This is a genomic window from Shinella sp. JR1-6, assembly GCF_004284735.1.
Classification (GTDB): Bacteria; Pseudomonadota; Alphaproteobacteria; order Rhizobiales; family Rhizobiaceae; genus Shinella.
In genome coordinates this window covers 304,880-327,357 of sequence record NZ_SHMI01000002.1, presented here as the reverse complement: position 1 = coordinate 327,357, position 22,478 = coordinate 304,880, and the positions used below count along the sequence as shown (strand labels likewise).

The window sequence follows — 22,478 nt, the reverse complement described above, 5'->3', positions numbered from 1 at the left end:
CGGCACTCAATCAGTTCGCGGCCTTCATCTGGTTCGCCCAGTTGCGGGCATCGGCCGCCGGCACGTCTTCCGGTACGGAATAGGCCTGGATCTTGTACCAGTCGCCGTCGAAGGCCTCGGAGGGCACGATCTCGACCGGCGCCCAGAGCTCCTCGCCCTCGATCGGGAAGGTACCGGCGGAAGCCGACTTGTCGAGAAGCTTGCCGCTCTTCATCATGTCGTAGAGCAGACGCATGGAGACGATGCCCTCGCCCGTCGCCGGCTGCACCGAGACGTGGGTGAGATCGCCTTTCTCCACCGCGGCGAGTTCCGGCTGCGTGCCGTCGATCGTCGCGACCGGGATATGCGCCGGATCGTCCGACTTCTTCAGCATATCCTGCGCCCCGAACGCCGGAATCGCACCGCCGATACCCATCGTGCCGTCGATGCTGGCGACCGCAAGGATCTTGTCCTTGCCGTAACGCGAGATCATGTCGTCGACGACCTTGCGGGCCTTGGACCCGTCGCAGCCCGCCTCATGGGATTCGATCTTGATGTTCGGGTTGTCCTTGACGATCGGATCGAAGGCCGAATGATAGCCGGCGCTGCGGCCGATGTCGAAGGATGCGGTGATGATGCAGCGCAGCTCGATGATCACGCCCTCTTGCTTGCGCCAGCTCTCGCCTCGGTTCTTGTCGAGCCAGTTCACGATCGCCTCGCCGCCCTTGCGGCCGGCCGTCTCGTTGTCGAAGGCGACGAAGGTCGACTTGGACTTCGGCACGAAGGCATTGGAAACGACGACCGGAACGTTCTTGGCGGCGAGGTCCTCGACCACCTTGATCATCGCCTCGCCGCGCCACGGAACCAGGAGCACGCCATCGACGCCGCGGGCGATCTGCGCGTCGAGCGCATTGCGTTGCGCACTCACGTCATTGGCGCCGAACACCGTGAACTCGATCTTCACGCCATCCTTTTCCTCGATGCGCTTCCTCTCGATCTCCTGCCCGAGCTGCACGCCGTTGAAATAGATGTCGTTCGGCTCCCACCGGATCACGGCAACGCGATAGCTGTCCTTCGCCACGGCGGCGGTGGACAGAGAAAGGGCGATCGTCATCGCTGACAGACCTGCCAGCAAAGTCCTGGTTTTCATGGATTCTCCTCCGAATGCGCCTCTTCGTCCAGCGCTATTTGTAACGTATATAGTCGTTATAATATCGTCAATAGATGTTACAAATTTTCCAGATGCCCATTTCTGCACACAGGAAGGCATGCGCCGCCGCGGTCACCTCTCCGCAGAAGAAAATTCGAAAAACAGGATTGAAAACATACGGCCCCAGCCGGGGCAGCCACGGGTAAACCGGTCGTCCGAGCGGCTGACTGCTCAGGCCTTGAAGGATTTCAGGATGGGACAGGGGCCGGTCTTGCCGACCGCACATTCCGAGACAAGCTTCTGCAGCGACAGCCGTGCCTCCTGAAGCTCCGCCATCCGGGCCTCCAGTTCTGCAAGGCGCTTCGCCGCCAGGACGCGCACCGCCGCCCTGTCCTCGCCGGAATCGAGTGCGAGCAGCTGGCGGATTTCCTCCAGCGTGAAGCCGGCGGCCTGCGCCTGCCGGATGAACCGCAAACGGCTGACATCGGCCGGCCCGTATCGACGGATACCGTCGAGGCGTCTGGGCGTCGCGAGCAATCCCCTGCGCTGGTAGAAACGCACGGTCTCCACGCCGACATTGCCTGCCGCCGCAAGTTTTCCGATCGTCAGTTCATCAGGGGCTTGACTCCGTACCATGATACGGAACTTATAGTCCTGCCAACGATTTCACAAGACAGGAGACGTGAGATGTTGGACAGAAACGATCAGGCCGGCCGCACGGCCATCCTCTATCGCATGGTGATGCCCGGCCACACCTGCCCCTATGGCCTGAAGGCGAAGGACCTGCTGAAGCGCTCGGGCTACGAGGCCGACGACCGCCACCTGACGAGCCGCGAAGAAACAGACGCCTTCAAGGCGAAACACGCCGTTCCCACCACGCCGCAGGTTTTCATCGACGACGTGCGCGTCGGCGGCTACGACGACCTGAGGCGCTATCTCGGCAAGCCCGTCGCCGATCCGAAGGCCACCACCTACCGCCCCGTCATCGTGCTCTTCGCCCTGACGGCGCTGATGGCAATGGCCGCAAGCTACGCCGTCAGCGGCACGCCCTTCACCCTCAGGGCCGCGGAATGGTTCATCGCCTTCTCGATGGTCGCTCTCGCCATGCTGAAGCTGCAGAATGTCGAGAGTTTTGCGACCATGTTCCTCAATTACGACCTGCTCGCCAAGCGCTGGGTGCCCTACAGCTACATCTATCCCTATGCCGAGGGTCTTGCCGGCATCCTGATGGTGGCGGGCGCGCTCAACGGGCTGTCGATCCCGATCGCGCTCTTCATCGGCACGATCGGCGCCGTGTCGGTCTTCAAGGCGGTCTATATCGAGAAGCGTGAACTGAAATGCGCCTGCGTCGGCGGCTCCAGCAACGTGCCGCTCGGTTTCATCTCGCTGACGGAGAACCTGATGATGATCGCCATGGCGATCTGGATGGCGGCAGCCAGCCTCGGTTATGTCGGTGGACACGCCATGTAGTCTGCCGGGGAGCGTGCCATGTTGCCGCATGGCACGCTCGTTACGTTACGTCACCAACCCAGAATGCTTTCTTGACCTTTTCTTCACGCTCCTCGCGTAAGCAGAACAGGACGAGGCCCGGAATGGGACAGGGCCGGGTGGGTATCGATGTCGAGCGTTCGTTCATTTGAAGCAGGGGATGTGGATGCGGTCGCGGACCTGTTCCAGCGCCTGCTGCGCAAGACCGCTGATCCGGCGAACGACGATCTGAAAACCTATCTGCGCACCCTCTTCATCGATTTTTCCGAGAAAGAACCGGAGCTGCGCTCCCGCGTGCATGTGCGCGCCGATGGCAGCGTTTCAGGTTTCCTCGGTGTCCTGCCGATGGAGATGGAGTTCGAGGGCCGCCGCCTGAAGGTCGCCAACTGCGGCACTTTCGCTTGCGACGACCGGGACAGCGACCCTTTCGCCGCTCCGCGCCTGCTGCGCGACGTGTTCTCCGGACCCCAGGACTTCTCCTTCACCGAGACGTCCAACACGATTTCCACCGACATGTGGCGCAAGGCGCGCGCCACGGTCCTTGCGCCCTACAGCCTCGAATGGCTGCGCATCCTCAAGCCGGCCGCCTTCTCGCTGGAGGTCGCAGCCGGACGCCATTCCGCCCTGAAACTGTTCCGCCCGATCGCCCGCGCCGCCGATGCCATCGTTTCCCGGCGCAGCGAAAAGCAGACCTGGTCCCATTACGCGCCGCAGGCAAGCAAGGCGGATGCCTTCATCGATGAGCCGGTATCCGATGATGAATTTGCCAACCTTTGTAGGCAATTTTCCAGCCATTTCCCGCTGCGTCCGGTCTGGGACAGACCGATGCTGGAAACGATGCTGCAGCATGCCGCACGCAAGGCGATGCATGGCGAACGTGTTCAGCATGCTGTCAAGACCCGATCCGGCAAGGCCATGGGCGCCTACCTTTATTATGGCGGCCCGGGCGGTATCGGCCATACGGTCCAGATCATGGCGGAACCCGGCCAGGAATCCATCATCATCGATTGCCTGATACGAAATGCGCACGCCCGCGGCCTCGTCGCCATCCGCGGCCGCACACAGCCGGCCTTGCTGCAGGCAATGCTTGGCAAGAAATGCGCCTTCCTGCACACCTCCTCGACCATCGTGCATACCCGCGACCCCGCACTGCTGGAGGCGATGACGAACGGCAAGGCATTCCTCAACGGCCTTGCCGGCGAAGGCTGGACGCGCCTCATCGGCGACCGGTTCGGGTAAGCCATGTGCGGGATCGCTGGATACTACGGGGGAAACATCGCGCCGGAACGGGCGGCGGACCACCTGCGCCGCATGGTCGCCGCGCTTCGCCATCGCGGTCCGGACGGTGAAGGGATCCTCATCCGCAGCGATGCAGGCCTCGCCCATACGCGCCTTTCCATCGTCGGCCTTGCCGACGGCGCCCAGCCGATGGCGACGGATGACGGGGCGCTCGCGCTCTCCTTCAACGGCGAGATCTTCAACTATGTGGAGCTGCGCGACGATCTGACGGCCCGTGGCCACCGGTTCCGCACCACGTCGGACACCGAGGTTCTGCTCACGGCCTTTGCGGAAAAGGGACCTTCCTGCCTGGCAGACTTCAACGGTGACTTCGCCTTCGCCATCCACGATGCGAAGAACCGTCGGCTTGTGCTTGCCCGCGACCGCATGGGCGTGCGTCCGCTGTTCTATACGCGGCACGAAGGCGCGCTGTTCTTCGCCTCAGAGATCGGCGCGCTGCTGGCCTTGCCCGGTATGGTCGCCGAGATCGATCCCGTGGCACTCGACCAGATCTTTACGCTCTGGTGCCCGATCCCGCCGCGCACCGCCTACCGCAACATCTTCGAACTGCCGCCCGGGCACCTGATGACCGTCGAGGGCGACCGCCAGACGGTCCGCCCCTGGTGGCAACTCTCCTTCCCCGATCGCGGCGATGTCCCGCCGGCCAGCCGGTTCGAAAGCCAGGTCGAGGAGCTGCGCGCGCTTCTCGCCGATGCGACGCGCATTCGCCTGCGCGCCGACGTGCCCGTCGGATCCTATCTTTCCGGCGGCATCGATTCCTCCATCATCGCCGCGCTTGCTGCGCGCAGCGTGACGCGCGGCCTTCGCACCTTTTCCCTGACCTTCCGCAGCGAGGAACACGACGAAAGCGCCTGGCAGCGGCAGATGGCAGCGACGCTCGATGCGGCCGCCGACAGCGTCGAATGCTCGACGGAGGCGATCGCACACCACCTGCCCGCAGTGATGGGCCATATCGAGCGACCGATCCTGCGCGCTGCCCCTGTGCCGCTGCACCGGCTTGCCGCTCGCGTGCGCGAGCGCGGCATGAAGGTCGTGCTGACCGGCGAGGGTGCGGACGAGATCTTCGCCGGCTACGACCTTTTCCGTGAGGCACGCGTCCGGCGCTTCTGCGGCCGGCAACCGGGATCCGTCCACCGCCCCCGTCTCTTCCAGCGGCTCTACCCCTATCTGCCAGGCCTCAAACAGCAGACGCCGGAATATCTCGCGCGTTTCTTCGCCTTCGGCTCGGAAGCCCTCGACGATCCGCTCTATTCCCACCGCCCGCGCTTCCGCTCCACGGCGGCGGCAAAGCTGTTCTTCTCCGCCGGCCTCAAGGAGACGCTTGGCAACTACGACGCCGCTGAGGACCTTGCAGCGCAGCTGCCGGCCGATTTCCGCCGCTGGCATCCGCTGCACCAGGCGCAATATCTCGAAACGGCCTTCCTGCTGCCGGGCTATATCCTGTCCAGCCAGGGCGACCGGGTGATGATGGCCAATGCCGTGGAAGGCCGCTTTCCCTTCCTCGACCACCGGGTCGTCGCCTTCGCCGCCAGCCTTGCCCCGGATACGAAGCTGCTCGGCCTTCGTGAAAAGCACATTCTCAAGGAAGCCGCCCGCGGCCTCGTACCCGAGGCCATCATCGACCGCCCGAAACAGCCCTATCGCGCGCCGGACAGCGAGAGCTTCGCCGCCCCGCACACGCCGGCCTATCTCGACACCGTGCTGTCACCGGAGCGGCTTGCCGAGGGTGGGCTGTTCAATGCCCAGGCCGTCGGCAAGCTGAAGGAGAAGGTTCGTAACGGACAGGTCTCCGGCTTCCGCGACAACACGGCCTTCATCGGCATCCTCTCCACCGAGCTCCTGCGCGGCACCGGCGCCGCGCGATCCACAGAACCTGCATCCAGCATTGGGATAAGCTGACCATGTCCGACGAGACCAAAGCCGCAATCCGCACCTTCATCGTGGAAAACTTCCTGTTCGGCGACGACAGCCATCCGCTGCCGGCCGACCTGTCGCTGATCGACAACGACCTCGTCGATTCCACCGGCATCCTCGAACTCGTCGGCTTCCTTGAAGAACGCTTCGGCATCCAGGTCGCCGATGCCGACATCGTCCCGACCAACCTCGACACGATCGAGCGCATCGCCGGCTTCATCGACCGCAAGCAGGCGGCCTGACGGCAAGCCGGCCATGCGGATCGAGCAATATCTCAAGGACAGCGCAGCCCGCGACGGCGCCCAGACGGCGATCGTCTCGGGCGACGTGCGGCTCAGCTACGCGCGCTTCCTCGATCTTGCGACACGCATGGCAACGACGCTGCACACACGTGGCGTCGAACGCGGCGACCGCGTTCTCATCCTCCTGGACAACGGCTGGCAGACCGCCGTCGCCGTCCTCGCGACCTGGATTGCGGGTGCCGTCATCTGCCCCGTCAACCCCGCGGCCAAGAGCACACGGCTCGCGCAGATCGCCCGCGACTGCACCCCCGCGCTGGTCTTCGTGGAAGGCCGCCTCGAAAGGCTGCTCGATGAAACGCCAGAGATCGCCGCGACACCTCGTATCGTGGCAGGCGGCGGCTTCGAGGCAGCGCTCGATGCCGCGCCGCTCATCGCCGCCCCCCTGCCCGACACGGATCTCGCAGCACTGATCTACACATCGGGCTCGACGGGGGAACCGAAGGGCGTGATGCTCGCCCATGAGAACATGGACGCCGCTGCCCGCGCGATCACCACCTATCTCGAGAACACCGCCGCCGACACCATTCTCGTCGTGCTGCCCATGTCCTTCGGCTACGGCCTCAACCAGCTCGTCACCGCCATGCGCTGCGGTGCGACCCTGGTCATCGAGAAATCCTTCGCCTTTCCGCAGGCGATCTTCGAGAGGATCCGCGACGAGCGCGTCACCGGCTTTCCCCTCGTGCCGGCCATGGCCGCCATGATGATGCAGGCGCGCGACCTCGACGCGTCGCTCTTTGCAAGCCTGCGCTACGTCACCAGCGCCGCCGCGCCCATGCCGCTCGCCCATCTCGACTGGCTGCGCGCCTTCTTGCCGCAAGTGAAACTCTATTCGATGTACGGCCAGACCGAATGCACCCGTGCGAGCTGGCTGCCGCCGGGCGATATCGATGCCCGGCGCGGTTCTGTCGGCATCGCCATACCGGGCGGCCGGGCCGAGGTCGTCGATGAGGCAGGCGTGCCTGTGTCGCCCGGCACGGTCGGCGAACTGGTGATCAGCGGGCCGCATGTCATGCGCGGCTACTGGCAGAACGAGGCCGCGACACGCCGCGCGCTGCGGCCCGATCCGCGTATGGACGGCCTGCGTCTGCACACCGGCGACCTTTTCACCGCGGATGTGGACGGCTACCTCACCTTCGTCTCCCGCATGGATGACATCATCAAGTCGCGCGGCGAGAAGGTCGCGCCGAAAGCCGTGGAAGACGTGCTCTGCCGCATGCCGGGCGTCGCGGAAGCGCTGGTCGTCGGCATTCCCCATGAGGTCCTCGGGCAGGCGGTCAAGGCTGTGATCGTCGCCTCGGACCCGGCCCTCACCGAACGGGACGTGCTGCGCTTCTGCGCCCGCCATCTCGAGGACCACATGGTCCCGAAGCAAGTCGAATTCCGGGATTCCCTTCCCAAGACCGATTCCGGCAAGGCAAGCCGCCGGCTTGCCGCCGAACCCGCCATTACGACTGGCCAAAAGACAGGATCGCCTGCATGACCGCGCCGAAGTCCCACACGCCCACCTTTGCCCCGCTCGTGCTCGATCCCGCTGCAGAGGTAGAACGCATTACCGGCTGGATGCGCGAGCGCTTGCGCCTCGACCTGCGCAAGCGCGGCCTGGTGCTCGGCCTTTCCGGCGGCATCGATTCCAGCCTCTGCGCAGCGCTCGCCGTCAAGGCGCTCGGCGCAAAGAACGTCTTCGCCCTGTTCATGCCGGAAAACGATTCCGATCCGGAAAGCCTGCGCCTCGGACGCAGCGTCGCCGAAACCTTCGGCATCGAGAGCATCGTCGAGGATATCGGCCCATCGCTCGCCGCCATGGGTTGCTATACGCGCCGCGACGCCTTCATCCGCGAGGCCGTGCCGGAATACGAGGCGGGCTGGGCCTCCAAGATCGTCTTCGACAACCCGATGACGACGGGCGGCTACAACATCTCCTCCCTCGTCGTGCGCGCGCCCGACGGCGAAATGCGCAAGGTGCGCCTATCGGCGAATGCCTATCTCGGCATCGTCGCGGCGACGAACATGAAGCAGCGCACCCGCAAGCAGCTCGAGTACTACCACGCCGACCGGCTGAACTTCGCCGTGCTCGGCACGCCGAACCGGCTGGAATACGACCAGGGCTTCTTCGTCAAGAACGGCGACGGCGCCGCCGATATCAAGCCGATCGCCCACCTCTACAAGTCGCAGGTCTTCCAGCTTGCCGCCCATCTCGGCGTCCCGGCCGACATCCTGTCGCGTCCGCCCACCACCGACACCTATTCCCTGCCGCAGACCCAGGAAGAGTTCTACTTCGCCCTGCCCTACGACAAGATGGATATCTGCCTCTACGGGCTGGAGAACGCCGTGCCGCCAGCGGAGATCGCCGCAGCAACGGGCCTCAAGGCAAGCGACGTCGAACTGGTCTGGACGGACATCGCCGCCAAGCGCAAGGTCGCCCGCTACCTGCATTGCCCGCCGCTCGTCTTCGATGGTGCGAACTAGGTTCCGCACAACGCGCGGGCGTTGAGCAATCCCCAGCCGTAGACGGCATCCTTGCCGGGCTTGCCGATGTCCTCGGCGGATTTCATCAGCTCCGCCTCGACCGCGCCCGGCGAAAGGCCGGGCTTGGCGGTCAGGAGAACGGAGACGGCAGCGGTGACGAAGGGGGCGGCGAACGAGGTGCCGCTCTTCTGCCTTGCACCGGAAACCGACGCCGCCGTCCACACGCCGACGCCGGGCGCCGCGATATCGATATGGTCCCCTCGCACGGCGCGGCGATAGGGATTGCGCGCCTTGTCGACCGCCGTCACGGCGATCACGTGCTCATAGGCGGCGGGATAGACCGGCTCGGCATTCGGCCCGTCATTGCCGGCAGCGGCAACCATGATGATCCCCCGGCTGGCGGCGGCCGCCACCGCCCGCTCCAGCAGCATATTGGCCGGACCCGTGAGGCTCAGGTTGACGACCCGGATGTCACGCTGGACGAGAAGGTCGAGCGCCCGTACGAGGTCGTAGACATTGGCGATGTCGGCGGTCTTGCGAAAACGCTGGAAAGCATCCACGGCGACGACCTCGGCCTCGGGCAGCAGGCCCGGCACGCGGCTGCCGGGTGCGCCGACCAGCAGGGCCGCGACGGCCGTGCCGTGCTGCTCGCCCGATGCCGCACCCTTTTCGTCGCCAAGGCTGAGCACCTCCAGCCGCGCCTTCGCCAGAACGGCATGGTCGGCATTGATCGCCGTGTCGATGAGGCCGATGCGTTGCGGCTTCAGGCAGGCCATGCCGCTGCCGTCACCTCCGGTCGGCCAGCCGACCATGTGGCGCACCAGGCCGCAGCTTTCCCGCACGCAGGCCGCCTTTTCGGCCTCTGCCGCCTGCGGCTGGTAGAAATGGTTGAAATCCACCGCCGCAGTGGCACTGCGGGCCGAGACGGCAGCGCGCGCAGCCTCGAGTGTCATGCCCCGGGGAACGATGAGGCGAACCATCTCGCCGCCGACCAGCGCGACCTCGATGCGGCTGTCGATGACGAAGCCGTCCTGTGTCAGGCCGGCAAGCGCGCCCTCATCGAGGCCCGTCGCGACGATCTCGTTCTGCGCCCGCTCCGGCACCACGACCGGCCGGCGCACGGGCACGCGCCGGACCTCGCGCTCGGGACGGGAGAACAGCGGGCGCAGGATACGCGGCGTCTCCATGCGGCGGTCATCCCCGCGGCCGCCGCGATGGCTGCTGCCGCCGTCGTCATCGTCATCACCGTCGTCGCCGTCGTCGTCGTCGGCAAGGGCCATGGCCACACCCGGCGCCAGGCTACCTTGCGGCGCAGGCAGGGCAACGACCCCGGCCATGACCAGCGCAGCGAGGAGGGAAAGGCGTACGGTTCTGTCCATAAGGCGGCTCGGCATGGTCCGTCTCCCGTGGCGACACCGGTTCATCGGTGCCGCCTTCTGTTGATAGTCATCCCTGACATACGTTTGACTCGACAGCTTATTCCATGGCGTGCCAAAGAAATTGCATGACGAACACCATGCCGACGGTGCCGGAACGGCTTGTGGCCTTCCTGCCGAACCTCAGACGTTTTGCGATTTCTCTCTGCCGTTCACGGGAACTGGCCGACGACCTGGTGCAGGCCGCCTGCGAGCGGGCGATCCTCGCCGCAGACAGCTTTGCACCCGACAGCCGCTTCGACGCGTGGATGTTCCGCATCCTGCGCAATCTGTGGATCGACCACCTGCGCCGCCAGAAGACGGCCGGCCCGCATGACGACATCGACGAGGCGCTCGACGTCTCCGTGCCCTCGGGCGAGGCGGCCGCCCATGCGCGCATGGACCTCGCCGGCGTGGCCGCTGCCTTGCAGAAGCTGCCGACGGAACAGCGCGAAGTGCTGGTTCTGGTCTGCGTGGAGGACATGAGCTACCGCGATGCCGCGGAAGTGCTGGCCATACCGATCGGCACGGTGATGAGCCGCCTTGCCCGCGCACGGAAAAATTTGATGGAGCTCACGGGAATAAGTTTCAGCGACGGGCGTTCGTCCGATACGAAAGGCGGCGTTCTATGAGCAAACAGGAATTCGACGACGAAACATTGATGGCGTTTGCCGATGGCGAACTGGACGAGGCGCAGAGCCTCGCCCTGGAAGAGGCGCTCGCCGACGACGAGGCCCTCGCCGAACGGCTCGCCGTCTTTTTCGACAGCCGCCGTCTGGTCGGCGATACCCTCAAGCCGCTGATCGACGAGCCGGTGCCGGAAGCACTGACCGTTGCGGTACAGCGCATGGTGCAGGAGGCGGGGCAGAAATCAGCACCGCCGCAGGACAATGTCGTCTCCTTCCCCGCAAGGCCACATCCGGAGCCCGTCCGGCCGGTGGCGCGGTCGTGGATGATGCCGATCGCGGCGAGCCTCGTCGCCGTCATCACCGGCGTCGTCGGCTTCACGCTCGGGCGCATGGGCCCTTCAGCGACGGATTCCGGCGCAGAGATCGCCGCCGCCCTCGATCGTGAGGCGTCCGGCCGGGACGTGACGCTCGGCACCTCCGTGCTGCATGTCGTCGCCACCTTCCGCGACGAGCGCGGCGAGCTCTGCCGGGAATACCGGCTGACACAGCCGGCAAGCAACACACAGACCGTTGCCTGCCGTCAGGACGGCGCCTGGACCACGCGACTCGCGCTGACGACGCCGCAGGCCGAAGGCTACGTGCCCGCCTCCGCACAGGAGACCGTCGACGCCTACCTCGCCTCCATCCAGGCAGGCGCGCCGCTTTCGGCCGAAGAGGAGCGCAAGGCGCTTTCTCCCTGAAAAACTACTTATACCGCCTTCCGGGCGGCCGGCGGCTCCTCCCAACAAGGGAGAGAGCCTTGCCTGCAGTTTGCGGCAGATCGAAAATCGACAAGTCATAAGGCCCCGAACGGCTCCGCTCCCACATCGGAAAGGCTGGCAGACAAGGCGTTTTGGACGTAACGCCCTGCGCAGGGCATAGGGGACGGTACAGCCAAATAGATTGATATCAATCTATTCTTGACACATACCAACCGTATGGTATGTTACCAACATGTCCAGACCGACCAAACACGCCCCCGAACGCGGCAATGCACGAACCCGGCTCCTCGAGGCGGCCCGCGACATCATCCGCGAGAAGGGATTTGCCGCAACGAGCGTCGACGATCTCTGCAAGGCAGCCGACGTCACCAAGGGCGCCTTCTTCCATCACTTCGCCAGCAAGGAGGCGCTGGGCGTGGCGGTTGCAGAGTTCTGGACGGAGACGACGACGGCCTATTTTGCAGCCGCGCCCTATCATGCGCCGAACGACGCGCTCGCCCGGGTCCTTGCCTATGTGGCGTTCCGCAAGGCGATCATCACGGGCGCGCTGAAGGATTTCACCTGCCTCGTCGGAACGATGGCGCAGGAGGTGCACGCGAGCGCGCCCGATATTCGCGACGCCTGCGGCCGCAGCATCTTCGGTCATACGGCGACGCTGGAGGCCGATATCGAGACGGCGCGGCAAGAGCGCGGCATCGCCGCGGACTGGTCGGCCGACAGCCTGGCACGGCACATGCAGGCCGTGCTGCAGGGCGGTTTCGTCCTTGCCAAGGCCGGCAACGACCCCGTGCTCGCGCGCGAAAGCCTCGATCATCTGGAGCGATACATACGACACCTGTTCAACGCCATGGAGGATGACGCGCATGATGAGAGCGACCCAGATCGGCTGCGCCTGCGGGCGGACATGCCTTGAACTGCGGGGAGACCCGATCCTCGTTTCGGAGTGCCTGTGCAACAGCTGCCGGGCCGCCGCCGGCAGGCTCGCCGCCCTTCCCGGCGCGAAGAACACACTGACAGCCTACCAGGCGACACCCGCGGCGGAGTACCGCAAGGACCGGATACAGTTCCTCTCCGGCGCGGAAACCCTCCGGGAGTTTCGCCTCTCCCCCGGCGCTGGCTCGCGCCGGGTGATCGCGACCTGCTGCAACACACCTGTTTTCCTGGAGATGAAGGGCGCGCACTGGCTGAGCCTCTACCTGCATCTGTGGCCGGAGGCGGCACGGCCGAAGGCGACGTTCCGCACGATGACCGGCGACCTTGCCAATACGTCCGGCCTGCCGGCCGACATGCCGAACCTCAAGACCCATACCGTCTCCTTCTATGCCAAGCTTCTGGCGGCATGGATCGCCATGGGCTTCCGCAATCCGAAAATCACCGTGGGAGGAACCGTCGATGCCTGAGAAAATCGAAATCGAGAACGTCAACATTCCCGGCCGCACGGAGCGGGTGGACCACACGAAATACATGGCGATGCGCAAGGCGCTTCTCGCCGCCCTGCCGGACACCGCGCCCGGCATGACGGTGGCGGAGGCCCAGGCCGCCCTCCTGCCCTTCCTCTCGGAAGCGGATTTTCCGGAGCGGCAGAAGGCGGGCTGGTGGATGAAGGCCGTGCAACTCGACCTTGAGGCGAAGGGCGTCATCCGGCGTGCACCGCGCAAGCCGGTGCAGCTCTACCACCTTGCTGCCGCTGTGGCCGGCTGAACGGCATCTCCCGGCATTTTTTCGGGATGCCGGGAATAGACTGCAGCCGGCGCCGTTCCTCCTTCAATCGAACGATGAGGAGAACAGCGATGGCACTCGCCCTTCTGAAGAAACCGCAGCCCCGGCTGACCTTCCTCTGCCGCAAGGAGGACGAGGGTGTCATCCCCGCCCCGGTGCGCGCCAAGACGGCCCTGCCCGACTGGTTCCGCAAGCTGCCACCCGTCGATGCCGCCCATGTCTCTCCGACGAACAGCGGCCTGACGGTGAAGCGTTGCATGCCCTTTCTCGACGCCATGGCGGCGGGATGGGTGATCGGGCTTTCCGGCACGGTCCGCATGGAGATATCCGATGGCGGCAGGACCGTGGATTGCGGCTGGGATTTCGATCGCACGCTGGTCAGCAACCATGCGAGCCACCAGGTCGCCGGCAATCCGCGCGAGCCCCTGCCGCCCTGCAAGTTCCACAACTACTGGACCATCCGCACGCCGCCGGGCTGGAGCTGCCTCTTCGTGCCGCCGCTCAACCGGCCGAACGGCGTCTTCGAGGTCGTGGCCGGCGTCGTCGACACCGATACCTACCAGTCGGAAATCCACTTCCCCTTCTTCGCCACCGGCGAGGACGGCCTGCATGTGCTCGAACGCGGCACGCCCCTCGTACAGGTCATCCCCTTCCGCCGCGAAACCTCCGACCTCGACGCTGACATCCGCGCCGAGTGCGAGGCGGAGGGCACGGTCCGCAAGACGATCCTACGCAAGACACTCGCTGCCGACGGCTGGTACCGCAAGTTCGCACGCGCACAGCGATAGCCCGCAGAAGACGAAAACTGCCCTTTCACCGCCGTTGCACACGCAGCGGCGGCGATGCCGCATGGACGAAAAAACGATCTATGCAATTGAAAAATATTTCGTTTTTTTGGGAATAGACACCCTATTCCGCCGTTCCTCCTTTGCAGCCGGCAAGGCTGTCATTCAAAGGAGACATGCCATGAAGAAACTCATCGCAATCCTCGGCACCTTCCTCGTGGTCGGTGCGGCAGCGCCGGCCCCTGCCGTCGCGGACGATCCGGTCCAGCGGTTCCTGCAGAAGATGACGCGCAGCAACAAGGCGCACCACAGTCGCGCCTATCGTGACCGGGACGACGACCGCCGGGGCAGCTGGAGTTCCAACCGCAATTCCAACAGCAGCTCCAACAGCTCGTCGAATTCCTCGCGGAACTCCAACTCCAATTCGAGTTCCAATTCGTCGAGCAATTCCTCCTCGAACAGCTCTTCCAACTCCTCGAGCAATTCGAGCTCGAACTCCTCGTCGAACTCTTCGTCCGACGACGATTGAGACCCCGCCTGAAAGACCGAAAGGAGGGCAGATCTTGGCCCTTTATGCAATCGCCCCGCCCGCACCCCACGCCGCCCGGCGTGGGGAACCGTCCCCGGTTTCGCAAGCCACCGTCCCGCTCGCCCGCGTCAAGCAGATCGTCGCGGCGATCGTGCTCGCCTTCAGCGCCATGCTGATCTTCCTGGCGATCGACGGCCTGACGCTGCCTATGCGGCTGACCCTTGCGGTCTTCGTCGCCGCAATCACCGCCTGGACTATTCTCGATCTGCCGGATACGCCGGTGGCGTTGGCCGGCGCGGCGGTGCTGGCGGCCGTCGGCGCCATCGACGAGGACGTGCTTTACCGCTCGCTCGGCAACGATATCGTCTGGCTGATGCTGGCGGCCTTCGTCGTTGCCGGTGTGCTGCGGCAGGTCGGCGTGGTCGAACAGGTCATCGCGCGCCTGCTCGCCCGGCTCAACACCGTGCAGAGCCTGTTCTGGACGCTGACGCTCCTCATCTTCGCCACCGCCTTCGTCATTCCCTCCACCTCGGCGCGCGCCGCCATGCTGGCACCGGTCTATCTCGGCCTGTCGGCGGCCATCGGCAACGGGCGGGTGAACCGTGCATTGGCGCTGCTCTTTCCCTCCGTCATCCTGCTGTCCGCCGGTGCATCGCTTATCGGCGCGGGCGCCCATCTCGTCGCTGCCGACATGATGAAGAAGACGGGTGGCGAAAGCCCCGACTTCCTCGGTTGGCTCGCGCTCGCCGGCCCGTTCTCCCTCCTCTGCTCGCTGATCGCCTGCGCGGCGCTGCTGCGTCTCTTCCTGAGCCCCGAGGAGCGCAGCATGGCGCTCACCCGCCCTGCCGCGGAAGCGTCACCCACTCGCATGACACGGCGCCAGTGGACCGTGCTCGCCATCGCCGCGGCAATGGTCCTCCTTTTTGCAACGCAGCAGCTCCACGGCATCGGCATGGCGCTGATCGGCATCGCCGCCGCCCTGCTGCTGACGACCGAGCGCATTTCTGGCCTTTCCCTGAAGGCCGCGCTGAAGGGCGTCGAATGGAACCTCCTGCTGTTCCTCGCCGGCACGCTCGTCATCGGCGAAGCGCTGCTCGAGACCGGAACGGCGGCCGTGCTCGCCGAGCGGGTGGTCGGACTTGCCGGTGAGGGTATCGCGGCCTGGCCCGCCCTCGTCATCGCCTTCGCGGCAATTGCCGCGACGCTGTCGCATCTCGTCATCACCTCCCGCACGGCGCGGGCGACAGTGCTCATTCCCGCCCTCGCCCTGCCGCTGGCCGCCCTTGGCGCCGATCCCGTCGCTCTCGTCATGGTCGTCACGCTGGCGAGCGGCTTCTGCCAGACGCTGATGGTGTCGGCAAAGCCCGTGGCGCTCTTCGGCGGCATGGATCCGCCGGCCTTCGGCCAGGCCGACCTCTTCCGCCTCGCCGCCATCCTGATCGTGCCGTTCGTCGGACTGCTCGTTGTCTTCGCAACGCTGATCTGGCCCCTGCAGGGTGTGCCGCTGCGCTGAACAAGCACTGCATGAGGGAAACAGGCCGCCATTGGAGGCCTTTTTTTATTTAGCCGACTAATTTTTTTCGACCCGATGGAATAGACCGCGCGCGCGCCCGTTCCTCCCCTGTCACATGGTTGTCACAGCAGAAAAGGAACGCTCCATGTCTTTCACGGTTCTTGTCGCCCCTTCCGGTTTCAAGGAAAGCCTGTCGGCGGATGAGGCAGCCGATTGCATCGCAACGGGCGTGCACCGCGCCTTCCCGAACGCCACCATCCTGAAGGCACCGATGGCCGATGGCGGGGAAGGCTTCACCAGGGCGCTCGTCAAGGCGACCGGCGGCACGCTGTATAACCTCTCGGTGACCGGTCCGATCGGTGAACCGGTCGAGGCCCATTTCGGCTTCCTCGGCGGTTGCAGCGAGCCGACCGCCGTCATCGAGATGGCCGCGGCCGCGGGTCTCAGCCTCGTGCCGCGCGACCGGCGCAACCCCTGCCTCACCACAAGCTACGGCGTCGGCGAACTGGTGCGCGCCGCACTCGACCGCGGCGCCCGCCGTATCCTGCTCGGTTGCGGCGACAGCGGCATCAACGATGGCGGCGCGGGCATGGCCGAGGCGCTCGGCATCCGGCTGCTCGACAATACGGGCGCGCCCCTGCCCCGCGGCGGAGCAGCCCTCGCCCGCCTCGCCGCCATCGACATGGCCAACCGTGACCCGCGCCTCGACCGCGTGCGCATCGACGCGGCCGTCAACTGGCACAACCTGCTGCTCGGCGAGCGTGGCGTCGCCCGGGTCTTCGGTCCGCAGAAGGGCGCAACCCCGGCGCAAGTCGAGGTGCTTGCAAGCGCGATGGAGATCTATGCCGACGCCATCCGGCGCACGACCGGCATCGAGGTCGGCACGGCACCCGGTGCCGGCGCTTCCGGCGGGCTTGGCGCAGCGGTGCTCGGCCTTCTCGGAGGAAGGCTGCATCCCCGCTACGACATCGTCATGCAATATCTGGAACTCGATCGCTTCATGGCGACCGCTGACCTCGTCATCACCGCGGAAGGCAGCCTCGACGGACAGACGCCTTTCGGCAAGGTGCCGGCCGAGGTGGCCCACCGGGCAAAGCAGATGGGCGTGCCCGTCATCGCGCTCGCCGGCACGCTCGGCAAGGGTGTACGGCTCAATTTCGAGCACGGCATCGATGCCTTCGCCTCCATCCTCAGCCGCCCCTGCTCGCTGGAAGACGCAATTTCCGGCGCCCCGAAGCTCCTGGCCCGGGCGGCGGAAGATGCCGCGCGCATGGTGATGGTCGGCATGAGCCTGCGCGATCGCCTCGACAGGGCCGCATGACGCTGGAGACGCACCACGGGACCGCACCGAGAGTATCCTGACATTGTCCACACTCTTCGCAAAGGGGCATTCCGCTCGCTTTACTTTACCGACCAGACGGTATAGTAATTTCTCGTGCTTAACGCGGTGTGGGAGGAAACACAGTGCAGCGGGATGGATTTCTGAGAACGACGGCGCTCATCGGCGCCGTCCTGTGGGGTGGCTCTGCGGCAGCGGCGGAAGTGTCGATCTTCTGCAGCTCGGCCGGGGCCGAACTCGAACTCTGCCAATCGGCCTCCGAGGCCTGGGCAAAAGAGACCGGCAACACGGTCAAGATCAACAAGATGCCGGCGAACTGGGGCGAGGCCCTGCCGCTCTACCAGCAGCTTCTCGCCGGCAAATCGGGCGACATCGACGTTCTGACGCTCGACAACATCTGGGTCGGCGCACTCGCCTCGCATCTGGTCGATCTCAAGGAAAAGGTGTCGGCAGAGGAGCTTTCGGGACATTTCGAGGCTGCGCTCGCCGACAGCACCATCGAGGGCAAGCTGCTCGCCATGCCATGGTTCGTCGATGCCGGCCTGATGTTCTACCGCAAGGACCTGCTCGAAAAATACGGCAAGGCCGAGCCGAAGACCTGGGCGGAACTGACCGAGACGGCAAAGTCCGTCCAGGAACAGGAACGCACCGCCGGCAACAAGGACATGTGGGGCTACGTCTGGCAGGGTCGCGCCTATGAAGGCTTGACCTGCGACGCGCTCGAATGGGTCGCCTCCTATGGCGGCGGCACCTTCATCTCGCCGGACGGCGAAATCACCGCGAACAATCCGAAGGCCATCGAAGCGCTGGAACTCGCCCGCACCTGGATCGGCGGCATCAGCCCGGAAGGCGTACTCAACTATGACGAGGAAGGTTCGCGCGGCGTCTTCGAGGCGGGCAACTCCATCTTCCACCGCAACTGGGGCTATGTCTGGGGAACCAGCCAGGCGGAAGGCTCGTCGCTGCTCGGCAAGGTCGGCGTGATGGCGCTGCCGGTCGGCGCGGAAGGTGAAAAATCCAGCGGCTGCTACGGTGCCGGCCTTCTCGGCGTCTCGAAATATGCCGACGATGTCGATGCGGCCGTCAGTCTGGTACAGTACCTCACCAACGCCAAGGAACAGAAGCGCCGCGCCCTGCAGGGCTACAGCCCGACGCTGAAGGCGCTCTACCAGGATACGGAAATCCTGGAAAAGAACCCCTCGCTGCGCTTTGCCGAAAAGGCCTATGCCGAAAGCGCCTCGCGGCCGTCGCAGGTCACGGGCGCCTCGTACAACCGCGTCTCGCAGCGCATCTTCAACGGCGTTCACAACGTTCTGAGCGGCAAGGAAAGCGCCGGAGACGCGCTCGCCAAGGTGAGCAGCGACCTGGAACGGCTGAAGAAGCGCGGCTGGTAACCGCCGTGGGCAATTCCGGAAGGACAGCATAGCGCCTTTGGTCTGGAGTTGCGCGAAACAGAAGCCCGAGCGTTTCGGCGGTTCGAGGAACAGTCGAAACGCTCGGGAAAACCCAAGGAAAAGACAGTGAATATCGCGATCGCACCGTGCTGCTGGGGCGTCTACTGGCCCACCGGCAACGACCTCGGCTGGACCGATTATCTCGACCGCATCGTCGCGGCCGGATACCGGCATACCGAACTCGGCCCCTACGGCTACTTCATCACCGATCCCGCAGTACTGTCACGCGAGCTGACCAGCCGCGGCCTCTCCGTGGTCGCAGCGGCTCATGTCCACACGCTGGCGGATGCGGGGACCGCGGACGCCCTTGCGGAACGGACGCATCAGATCTGCTCTCTGCTCACGGCCGTCGGCGGCACGCATTTCATCCTGATGGATGAATCCGAATTCTACCCGAAGGACCAGATGGGTATTGTCGACGAGGCCGGCTGGCGCACCGTCGTCGAACTGACCCTGCTCTCCGCCCGGATCGTGCGGGACTACGGCCTGCAGTTCAGCTTCCACCCGCATGTCGGCACCTGCGTCGAACATGAGGACCAGATCGATCGGCTTCTTGCGGAGACCGATCCCGATCTCGTCGGCCTCTGCCTCGATACCGGCCACCACGCCTATTGGAAAGCCGATCCGAAGGTGTTCTTCCTGCGGCACACGGCACGCATCAATGCCATCCATCTCAAGAATGTCGATGGCACCTTCCGCGACAGGGTGCTGGCGGAGAACATCCATTGCGACCGCGCCTTCGAGGACGGCATCATGACGGATCTCGACCGCGGCGCCGTCGACATCGCCGATTTTCTCGAGACGCTGCTGGCGAGCGGCTATGACGGCCCGCTGGTCGTCGAACAGGATCTTGCGCCGAAACACCCCGAGACGCCGGAGGCGATCGCCACGCGCAACTTCACCTTCGTCTCGACCCTGCTTGCGGGACGGAGCGGCCGATGAAGACCCTGATCCACGACACGCCCGAGGCGATCGGCGCGCATCTCGCCGCCCGCATCCTCGCGGAGATCCGTGCCGCCAATGCCGCCGGGCGACCTTATGTGCTCGGCTGCCCGGGCGGGCGAAGCCCGATGCCGGTCTATCAGGCGCTGGAGCGCCAGCTCGCCGCCGCGCCCGTCGATTGTTCGCATCTCGTCATCGCGATGATGGACGAATATCTGCTGCCCGGTGGCGCCGGCCTCTTTCCTCCAGCCGCCAGCGCGCACTACTCCTGCCGCGGCTTCGGCGAACGGGAGATCGTCGGTCGCATCAACCGGGCGCTGCCGGACGGCCTGCGCATGCCGGAGGCAAACTTCCACATGCCTGCCATCGCCGAGCCGGAAGCCTATGACGGCATGCTCGCAGCTCTCGGCGGCATCGACCTGTTCCTGCTCGCCTCCGGCGCCGGCGACGGCCATATCGCCTTCAACCCACCCGGCTCCGCCCGCGACAGCCGCACCCGCATCGTCACGCTCGCCGAGCAGACGCGGCGCGACAATCTTGCGACCTTCCCGGAATTCCGCGGTATCGAGGACGTGCCGACCCACGGTCTCACCATCGGCATCGGCTCCATCGCCGCGCTGTCCAAGGCCGTCGCGATGATCGTCTGGGGTGACGGCAAGCGCGAGGCCTTCCGCCGCCTTTCGGGCGCAGAAGCCTACGATCCGTCCTGGCCGGCAACCATTCTCGCCGAGTGCCGGAACGGCGAGCTCCACGCCGATACGGCCGCCGGAGCGCAACCATGACACGGCACGCGATCGGGGTCGATGTCGGCGGCACCAAGACGAAGGCCTGCATCGTCAGGCTTTCGGACGGCGCGGTCGTCGCCGAGCACACCGAGGCAACGCCCTGCCAGGACGGCGGCAGCGCGGTGCTCGATCTCGTCTGCCACCTCGCGGCAACCATGCAGGATCGCGCACGCGGGCAGACCCTCGACATCGCGGCCCTCGGCATCTGCCTGCCGGAACTCGTGACACGGGACGGCGAGCCGGCCTCTGCCTGGAATTTCGACTGGCGCGGCCTCGACTACCGCACCCAGCTTGGCGCCTTCGCCCCCTTGCACATCGACAGCGACGTGCGCGCCGCCGCCTTCGCCGAGGGCTGGATGGGCGCCGGCAGGGGCGTCGATCCCTTCGTCTACGCCACCATCTCCACCGGCCTCTCCCATTCGCTGGTCATCGGCGGCACGCCCTATGAAGGCGCCCGCGGCTTCGCCATCCATTTCTCCGGCAGCGATATCGTCGCCTTTGACGGTGAGGGCCGCGCGGTGCGGCACAATCTGGAACTTTTTGCCGGCGGCAAGGCGCTCGGCGAGCGCTATGGTGCGATCACCGGGCGCCCGGATGCCTCCGCACTGGCGCTTTTCGAAGCCGAGGCGACGGACCCGCGCGCCGCGGAGATGGTCGCCAATGCACTCCTTTCGCTCGCCTCCTATCTCGGCCAGCTCATCAACACGCTCGACCCCGCCCTGCTCGTCCTTGGCGGCGGCATCGGCAGCGACCCCAAGGTGACGCCGCGGCTTGCCGCACTGACGCGCGAGTTCATCTGGGCGGACGGAGCGCGCGACATGCCGATCGTGCCGAGCCTCATCGGTGACACGGCCTGCGCCATCGGCGTGGCAGCGCTGGCAGCCCGGGCGCACGAAAAAATAGCGGAAAAGACACTCAGCAAGATGGAACGGCCATGAGCGGTATAGATCTCATCAATGTCGTCAAACGGTTCGGCGCGCTGACGGTCATCGACGGCGTTAATCTCGAGATTGCCGAGGGCGAGTTCGTCGTCTTCGTCGGCCCCTCGGGCTGCGGCAAGTCCACGCTGCTGCGCATGATCGCGGGGTTGGAGGAAATTTCCGACGGCGAGCTGCGCATCGCGGACAGCCGTATGAACGAGACGCCGCCGGCAAAACGCAACATCGCCATGGTCTTCCAGTCCTACGCGCTCTATCCGCATATGAATGTCGAACGCAATCTCGGCTTCGCCCTGGAAACCGCCCGGCTTCCCGCCGCCGAAATCCGCGAGCGCGTCACGAGGGCCGCAAAATTCCTCAAGATCGACCATCTGCTCGACCGCCGCCCCGCCCAGCTTTCCGGCGGACAGCAGCAGCGTGTCGCCATCGGTCGCGCCCTCGTGCGCCAGCAGAAGCTCTTCCTGTTCGACGAACCGCTCTCCAACCTCGATGCGGACCTGCGCATGGAGATGCGCGTGGAAATTGCCCGCATCCACCGCGAGGTGAAGGCCACCACGGTCTATGTTACCCACGACCAGATGGAGGCAATGACGCTCGCTGACCGCATCGTCGTGCTGAAGGACGGCCGCATCGCGCAGGTCGGCACCCCCATGGAGCTTTACGAGCGTCCGGCCAACCGTTTCGTCGCCAGTTTCATCGGCTCACCGCGCATGAATTTCCTCCCGGGAACGCTGGGGCGGGAAGGTGAGGAAAGCGTGCTGTCGCTATCCGGCAGAAGCTATCGCCTTCCCGCCCATGACTATGCCGGCGACGTCAGCCTCGGCATCCGCCCGGAAGACCTGGTCCTCGGTGGCGGCGAGGCAACGCTGGAGGCCGAGGTCTTGCTCGTCGAGCCGCTCGGCGGGGAATCCCTCGTCCATCTCACCGTCGGCGATGGGCGTTCGATCGTCGTCAAGGCACAGGGCAAGCCGGATATCCGGTCTGGCACCACCATCGCCGTCGGCTGGAACCACGCGCGTGCGCACCTCTTCGACAAGGAAGAGTGCACGATCAAGCCGGGGAGGATGTGAC

General features: G+C 65.5%; 23 protein-coding genes. 20 read left to right on the top strand and 3 right to left on the bottom strand.

What is annotated here, in order from left to right; translation table 11 throughout:
- Positions 1-10: 10 nt before the first annotated feature.
- Complete coding sequence (locus tag EXZ48_RS04240; RefSeq protein WP_023517104.1) at positions 11-1,129, bottom strand: sugar ABC transporter substrate-binding protein; 1,119 nt, start codon at positions 1,127-1,129, stop codon at positions 11-13.
- Between the two features lie 231 nt (positions 1,130-1,360).
- A complete protein-coding gene (locus tag EXZ48_RS04235) occupies positions 1,361-1,765 on the bottom strand; it encodes a MerR family DNA-binding protein (protein WP_023517105.1) in 405 nt (134 codons plus the stop codon).
- A gap of 51 nt (positions 1,766-1,816) precedes the next feature.
- Here EXZ48_RS04235 and EXZ48_RS04230 point away from each other — a divergent pair, with 51 nt between their 5' ends.
- The 6 genes from EXZ48_RS04230 (at position 1,817) to nadE (ending at position 8,598) form a co-directional block, all read left to right on the top strand.
- Positions 1,817-2,599, top strand: a complete 783-nt coding sequence (locus tag EXZ48_RS04230; RefSeq protein ID WP_130514426.1) for a MauE/DoxX family redox-associated membrane protein — start codon at positions 1,817-1,819, stop codon at positions 2,597-2,599.
- Between the two features lie 180 nt (positions 2,600-2,779).
- Complete coding sequence (locus EXZ48_RS04225; RefSeq protein WP_245461923.1) at positions 2,780-3,856, top strand: hypothetical protein; 1,077 nt, start codon at positions 2,780-2,782, stop codon at positions 3,854-3,856.
- Positions 3,857-3,859: 3 nt separating this feature from the next.
- The gene (gene asnB, locus EXZ48_RS04220; RefSeq protein ID WP_130514424.1) at positions 3,860-5,815 is read left to right on the top strand and encodes an asparagine synthase (glutamine-hydrolyzing); all 1,956 of its coding nucleotides are present in this window, start codon (positions 3,860-3,862) and stop codon (positions 5,813-5,815) included.
- Between the two features lie 2 nt (positions 5,816-5,817).
- A complete protein-coding gene (locus tag EXZ48_RS04215; RefSeq protein ID WP_023515753.1) occupies positions 5,818-6,072 on the top strand; it encodes an acyl carrier protein in 255 nt (84 codons plus the stop codon).
- Positions 6,073-6,085: 13 nt separating this feature from the next.
- On the top strand, positions 6,086-7,612 hold the full coding sequence (locus EXZ48_RS04210) for a class I adenylate-forming enzyme family protein (RefSeq protein ID WP_130514423.1): 1,527 nt from the start codon (positions 6,086-6,088) through the stop codon (positions 7,610-7,612).
- Positions 7,609-8,598: an NAD(+) synthase gene (gene nadE / locus EXZ48_RS04205; RefSeq protein WP_130514422.1), complete on the top strand. Its 990-nt coding sequence runs from the start codon at positions 7,609-7,611 to the stop codon at positions 8,596-8,598. The genes EXZ48_RS04210 and nadE overlap by 4 nt, the downstream gene beginning before the upstream one ends.
- On the opposite strand, the gene EXZ48_RS04200 is transcribed toward nadE, so the two are convergent.
- The gene (locus EXZ48_RS04200) at positions 8,595-9,992 is read right to left on the bottom strand and encodes a S8 family serine peptidase (RefSeq protein ID WP_245461922.1); all 1,398 of its coding nucleotides are present in this window, start codon (positions 9,990-9,992) and stop codon (positions 8,595-8,597) included. The two genes, nadE and EXZ48_RS04200, sit on opposite strands and share 4 nt — an antisense overlap.
- A gap of 110 nt (positions 9,993-10,102) precedes the next feature.
- Here EXZ48_RS04200 and EXZ48_RS04195 point away from each other — a divergent pair, with 110 nt between their 5' ends.
- The 14 genes from EXZ48_RS04195 to EXZ48_RS04130 all read left to right on the top strand — a co-directional run bounded on the left by EXZ48_RS04195 (position 10,103) and on the right by EXZ48_RS04130 (position 22,477).
- The gene (locus tag EXZ48_RS04195) at positions 10,103-10,645 is read left to right on the top strand and encodes an RNA polymerase sigma factor (protein WP_023517513.1); all 543 of its coding nucleotides are present in this window, start codon (positions 10,103-10,105) and stop codon (positions 10,643-10,645) included.
- A complete protein-coding gene (locus EXZ48_RS04190) occupies positions 10,642-11,382 on the top strand; it encodes an anti-sigma factor (RefSeq protein ID WP_050744822.1) in 741 nt (246 codons plus the stop codon). Before EXZ48_RS04195 ends, EXZ48_RS04190 begins: the two co-directional genes overlap by 4 nt.
- A gap of 253 nt (positions 11,383-11,635) precedes the next feature.
- A complete protein-coding gene (locus tag EXZ48_RS04185) occupies positions 11,636-12,316 on the top strand; it encodes a TetR/AcrR family transcriptional regulator (RefSeq protein WP_130514421.1) in 681 nt (226 codons plus the stop codon).
- Positions 12,267-12,803: a GFA family protein gene (locus EXZ48_RS04180; RefSeq protein WP_130514420.1), complete on the top strand. Its 537-nt coding sequence runs from the start codon at positions 12,267-12,269 to the stop codon at positions 12,801-12,803. Before EXZ48_RS04185 ends, EXZ48_RS04180 begins: the two co-directional genes overlap by 50 nt.
- On the top strand, positions 12,796-13,104 hold the full coding sequence (locus tag EXZ48_RS04175) for a hypothetical protein (protein WP_130514419.1): 309 nt from the start codon (positions 12,796-12,798) through the stop codon (positions 13,102-13,104). Before EXZ48_RS04180 ends, EXZ48_RS04175 begins: the two co-directional genes overlap by 8 nt.
- Before the next feature lie 89 nt (positions 13,105-13,193).
- Positions 13,194-13,910 (top strand): DUF6065 family protein, encoded by a 717-nt coding sequence (locus tag EXZ48_RS04170; RefSeq protein ID WP_130514418.1) that lies wholly within the window; start codon positions 13,194-13,196, stop codon positions 13,908-13,910.
- A gap of 178 nt (positions 13,911-14,088) precedes the next feature.
- The gene (locus EXZ48_RS35250) at positions 14,089-14,436 is read left to right on the top strand and encodes a hypothetical protein (RefSeq protein WP_023513822.1); all 348 of its coding nucleotides are present in this window, start codon (positions 14,089-14,091) and stop codon (positions 14,434-14,436) included.
- Between the two features lie 34 nt (positions 14,437-14,470).
- A complete protein-coding gene (locus EXZ48_RS04160; protein WP_245461920.1) occupies positions 14,471-15,949 on the top strand; it encodes an SLC13 family permease in 1,479 nt (492 codons plus the stop codon).
- Between the two features lie 145 nt (positions 15,950-16,094).
- Positions 16,095-17,270 (top strand): glycerate kinase, encoded by a 1,176-nt coding sequence (locus EXZ48_RS04155; protein WP_130514417.1) that lies wholly within the window; start codon positions 16,095-16,097, stop codon positions 17,268-17,270.
- Between the two features lie 143 nt (positions 17,271-17,413).
- Positions 17,414-18,682, top strand: a complete 1,269-nt coding sequence (locus EXZ48_RS04150; protein ID WP_023515409.1) for an ABC transporter substrate-binding protein — start codon at positions 17,414-17,416, stop codon at positions 18,680-18,682.
- 126 nt (positions 18,683-18,808) lie between these two features.
- Positions 18,809-19,684, top strand: a complete 876-nt coding sequence (locus EXZ48_RS04145; protein WP_165909272.1) for a sugar phosphate isomerase/epimerase — start codon at positions 18,809-18,811, stop codon at positions 19,682-19,684.
- Positions 19,681-20,466: a 6-phosphogluconolactonase gene (locus tag EXZ48_RS04140; RefSeq protein WP_130514415.1), complete on the top strand. Its 786-nt coding sequence runs from the start codon at positions 19,681-19,683 to the stop codon at positions 20,464-20,466. Before EXZ48_RS04145 ends, EXZ48_RS04140 begins: the two co-directional genes overlap by 4 nt.
- The gene (locus EXZ48_RS04135) at positions 20,463-21,407 is read left to right on the top strand and encodes an ROK family protein (RefSeq protein ID WP_130514414.1); all 945 of its coding nucleotides are present in this window, start codon (positions 20,463-20,465) and stop codon (positions 21,405-21,407) included. The genes EXZ48_RS04140 and EXZ48_RS04135 overlap by 4 nt, the downstream gene beginning before the upstream one ends.
- On the top strand, positions 21,404-22,477 hold the full coding sequence (locus EXZ48_RS04130) for an ABC transporter ATP-binding protein (protein WP_130514413.1): 1,074 nt from the start codon (positions 21,404-21,406) through the stop codon (positions 22,475-22,477). The genes EXZ48_RS04135 and EXZ48_RS04130 overlap by 4 nt, the downstream gene beginning before the upstream one ends.
- Position 22,478 lies beyond the last annotated feature (1 nt).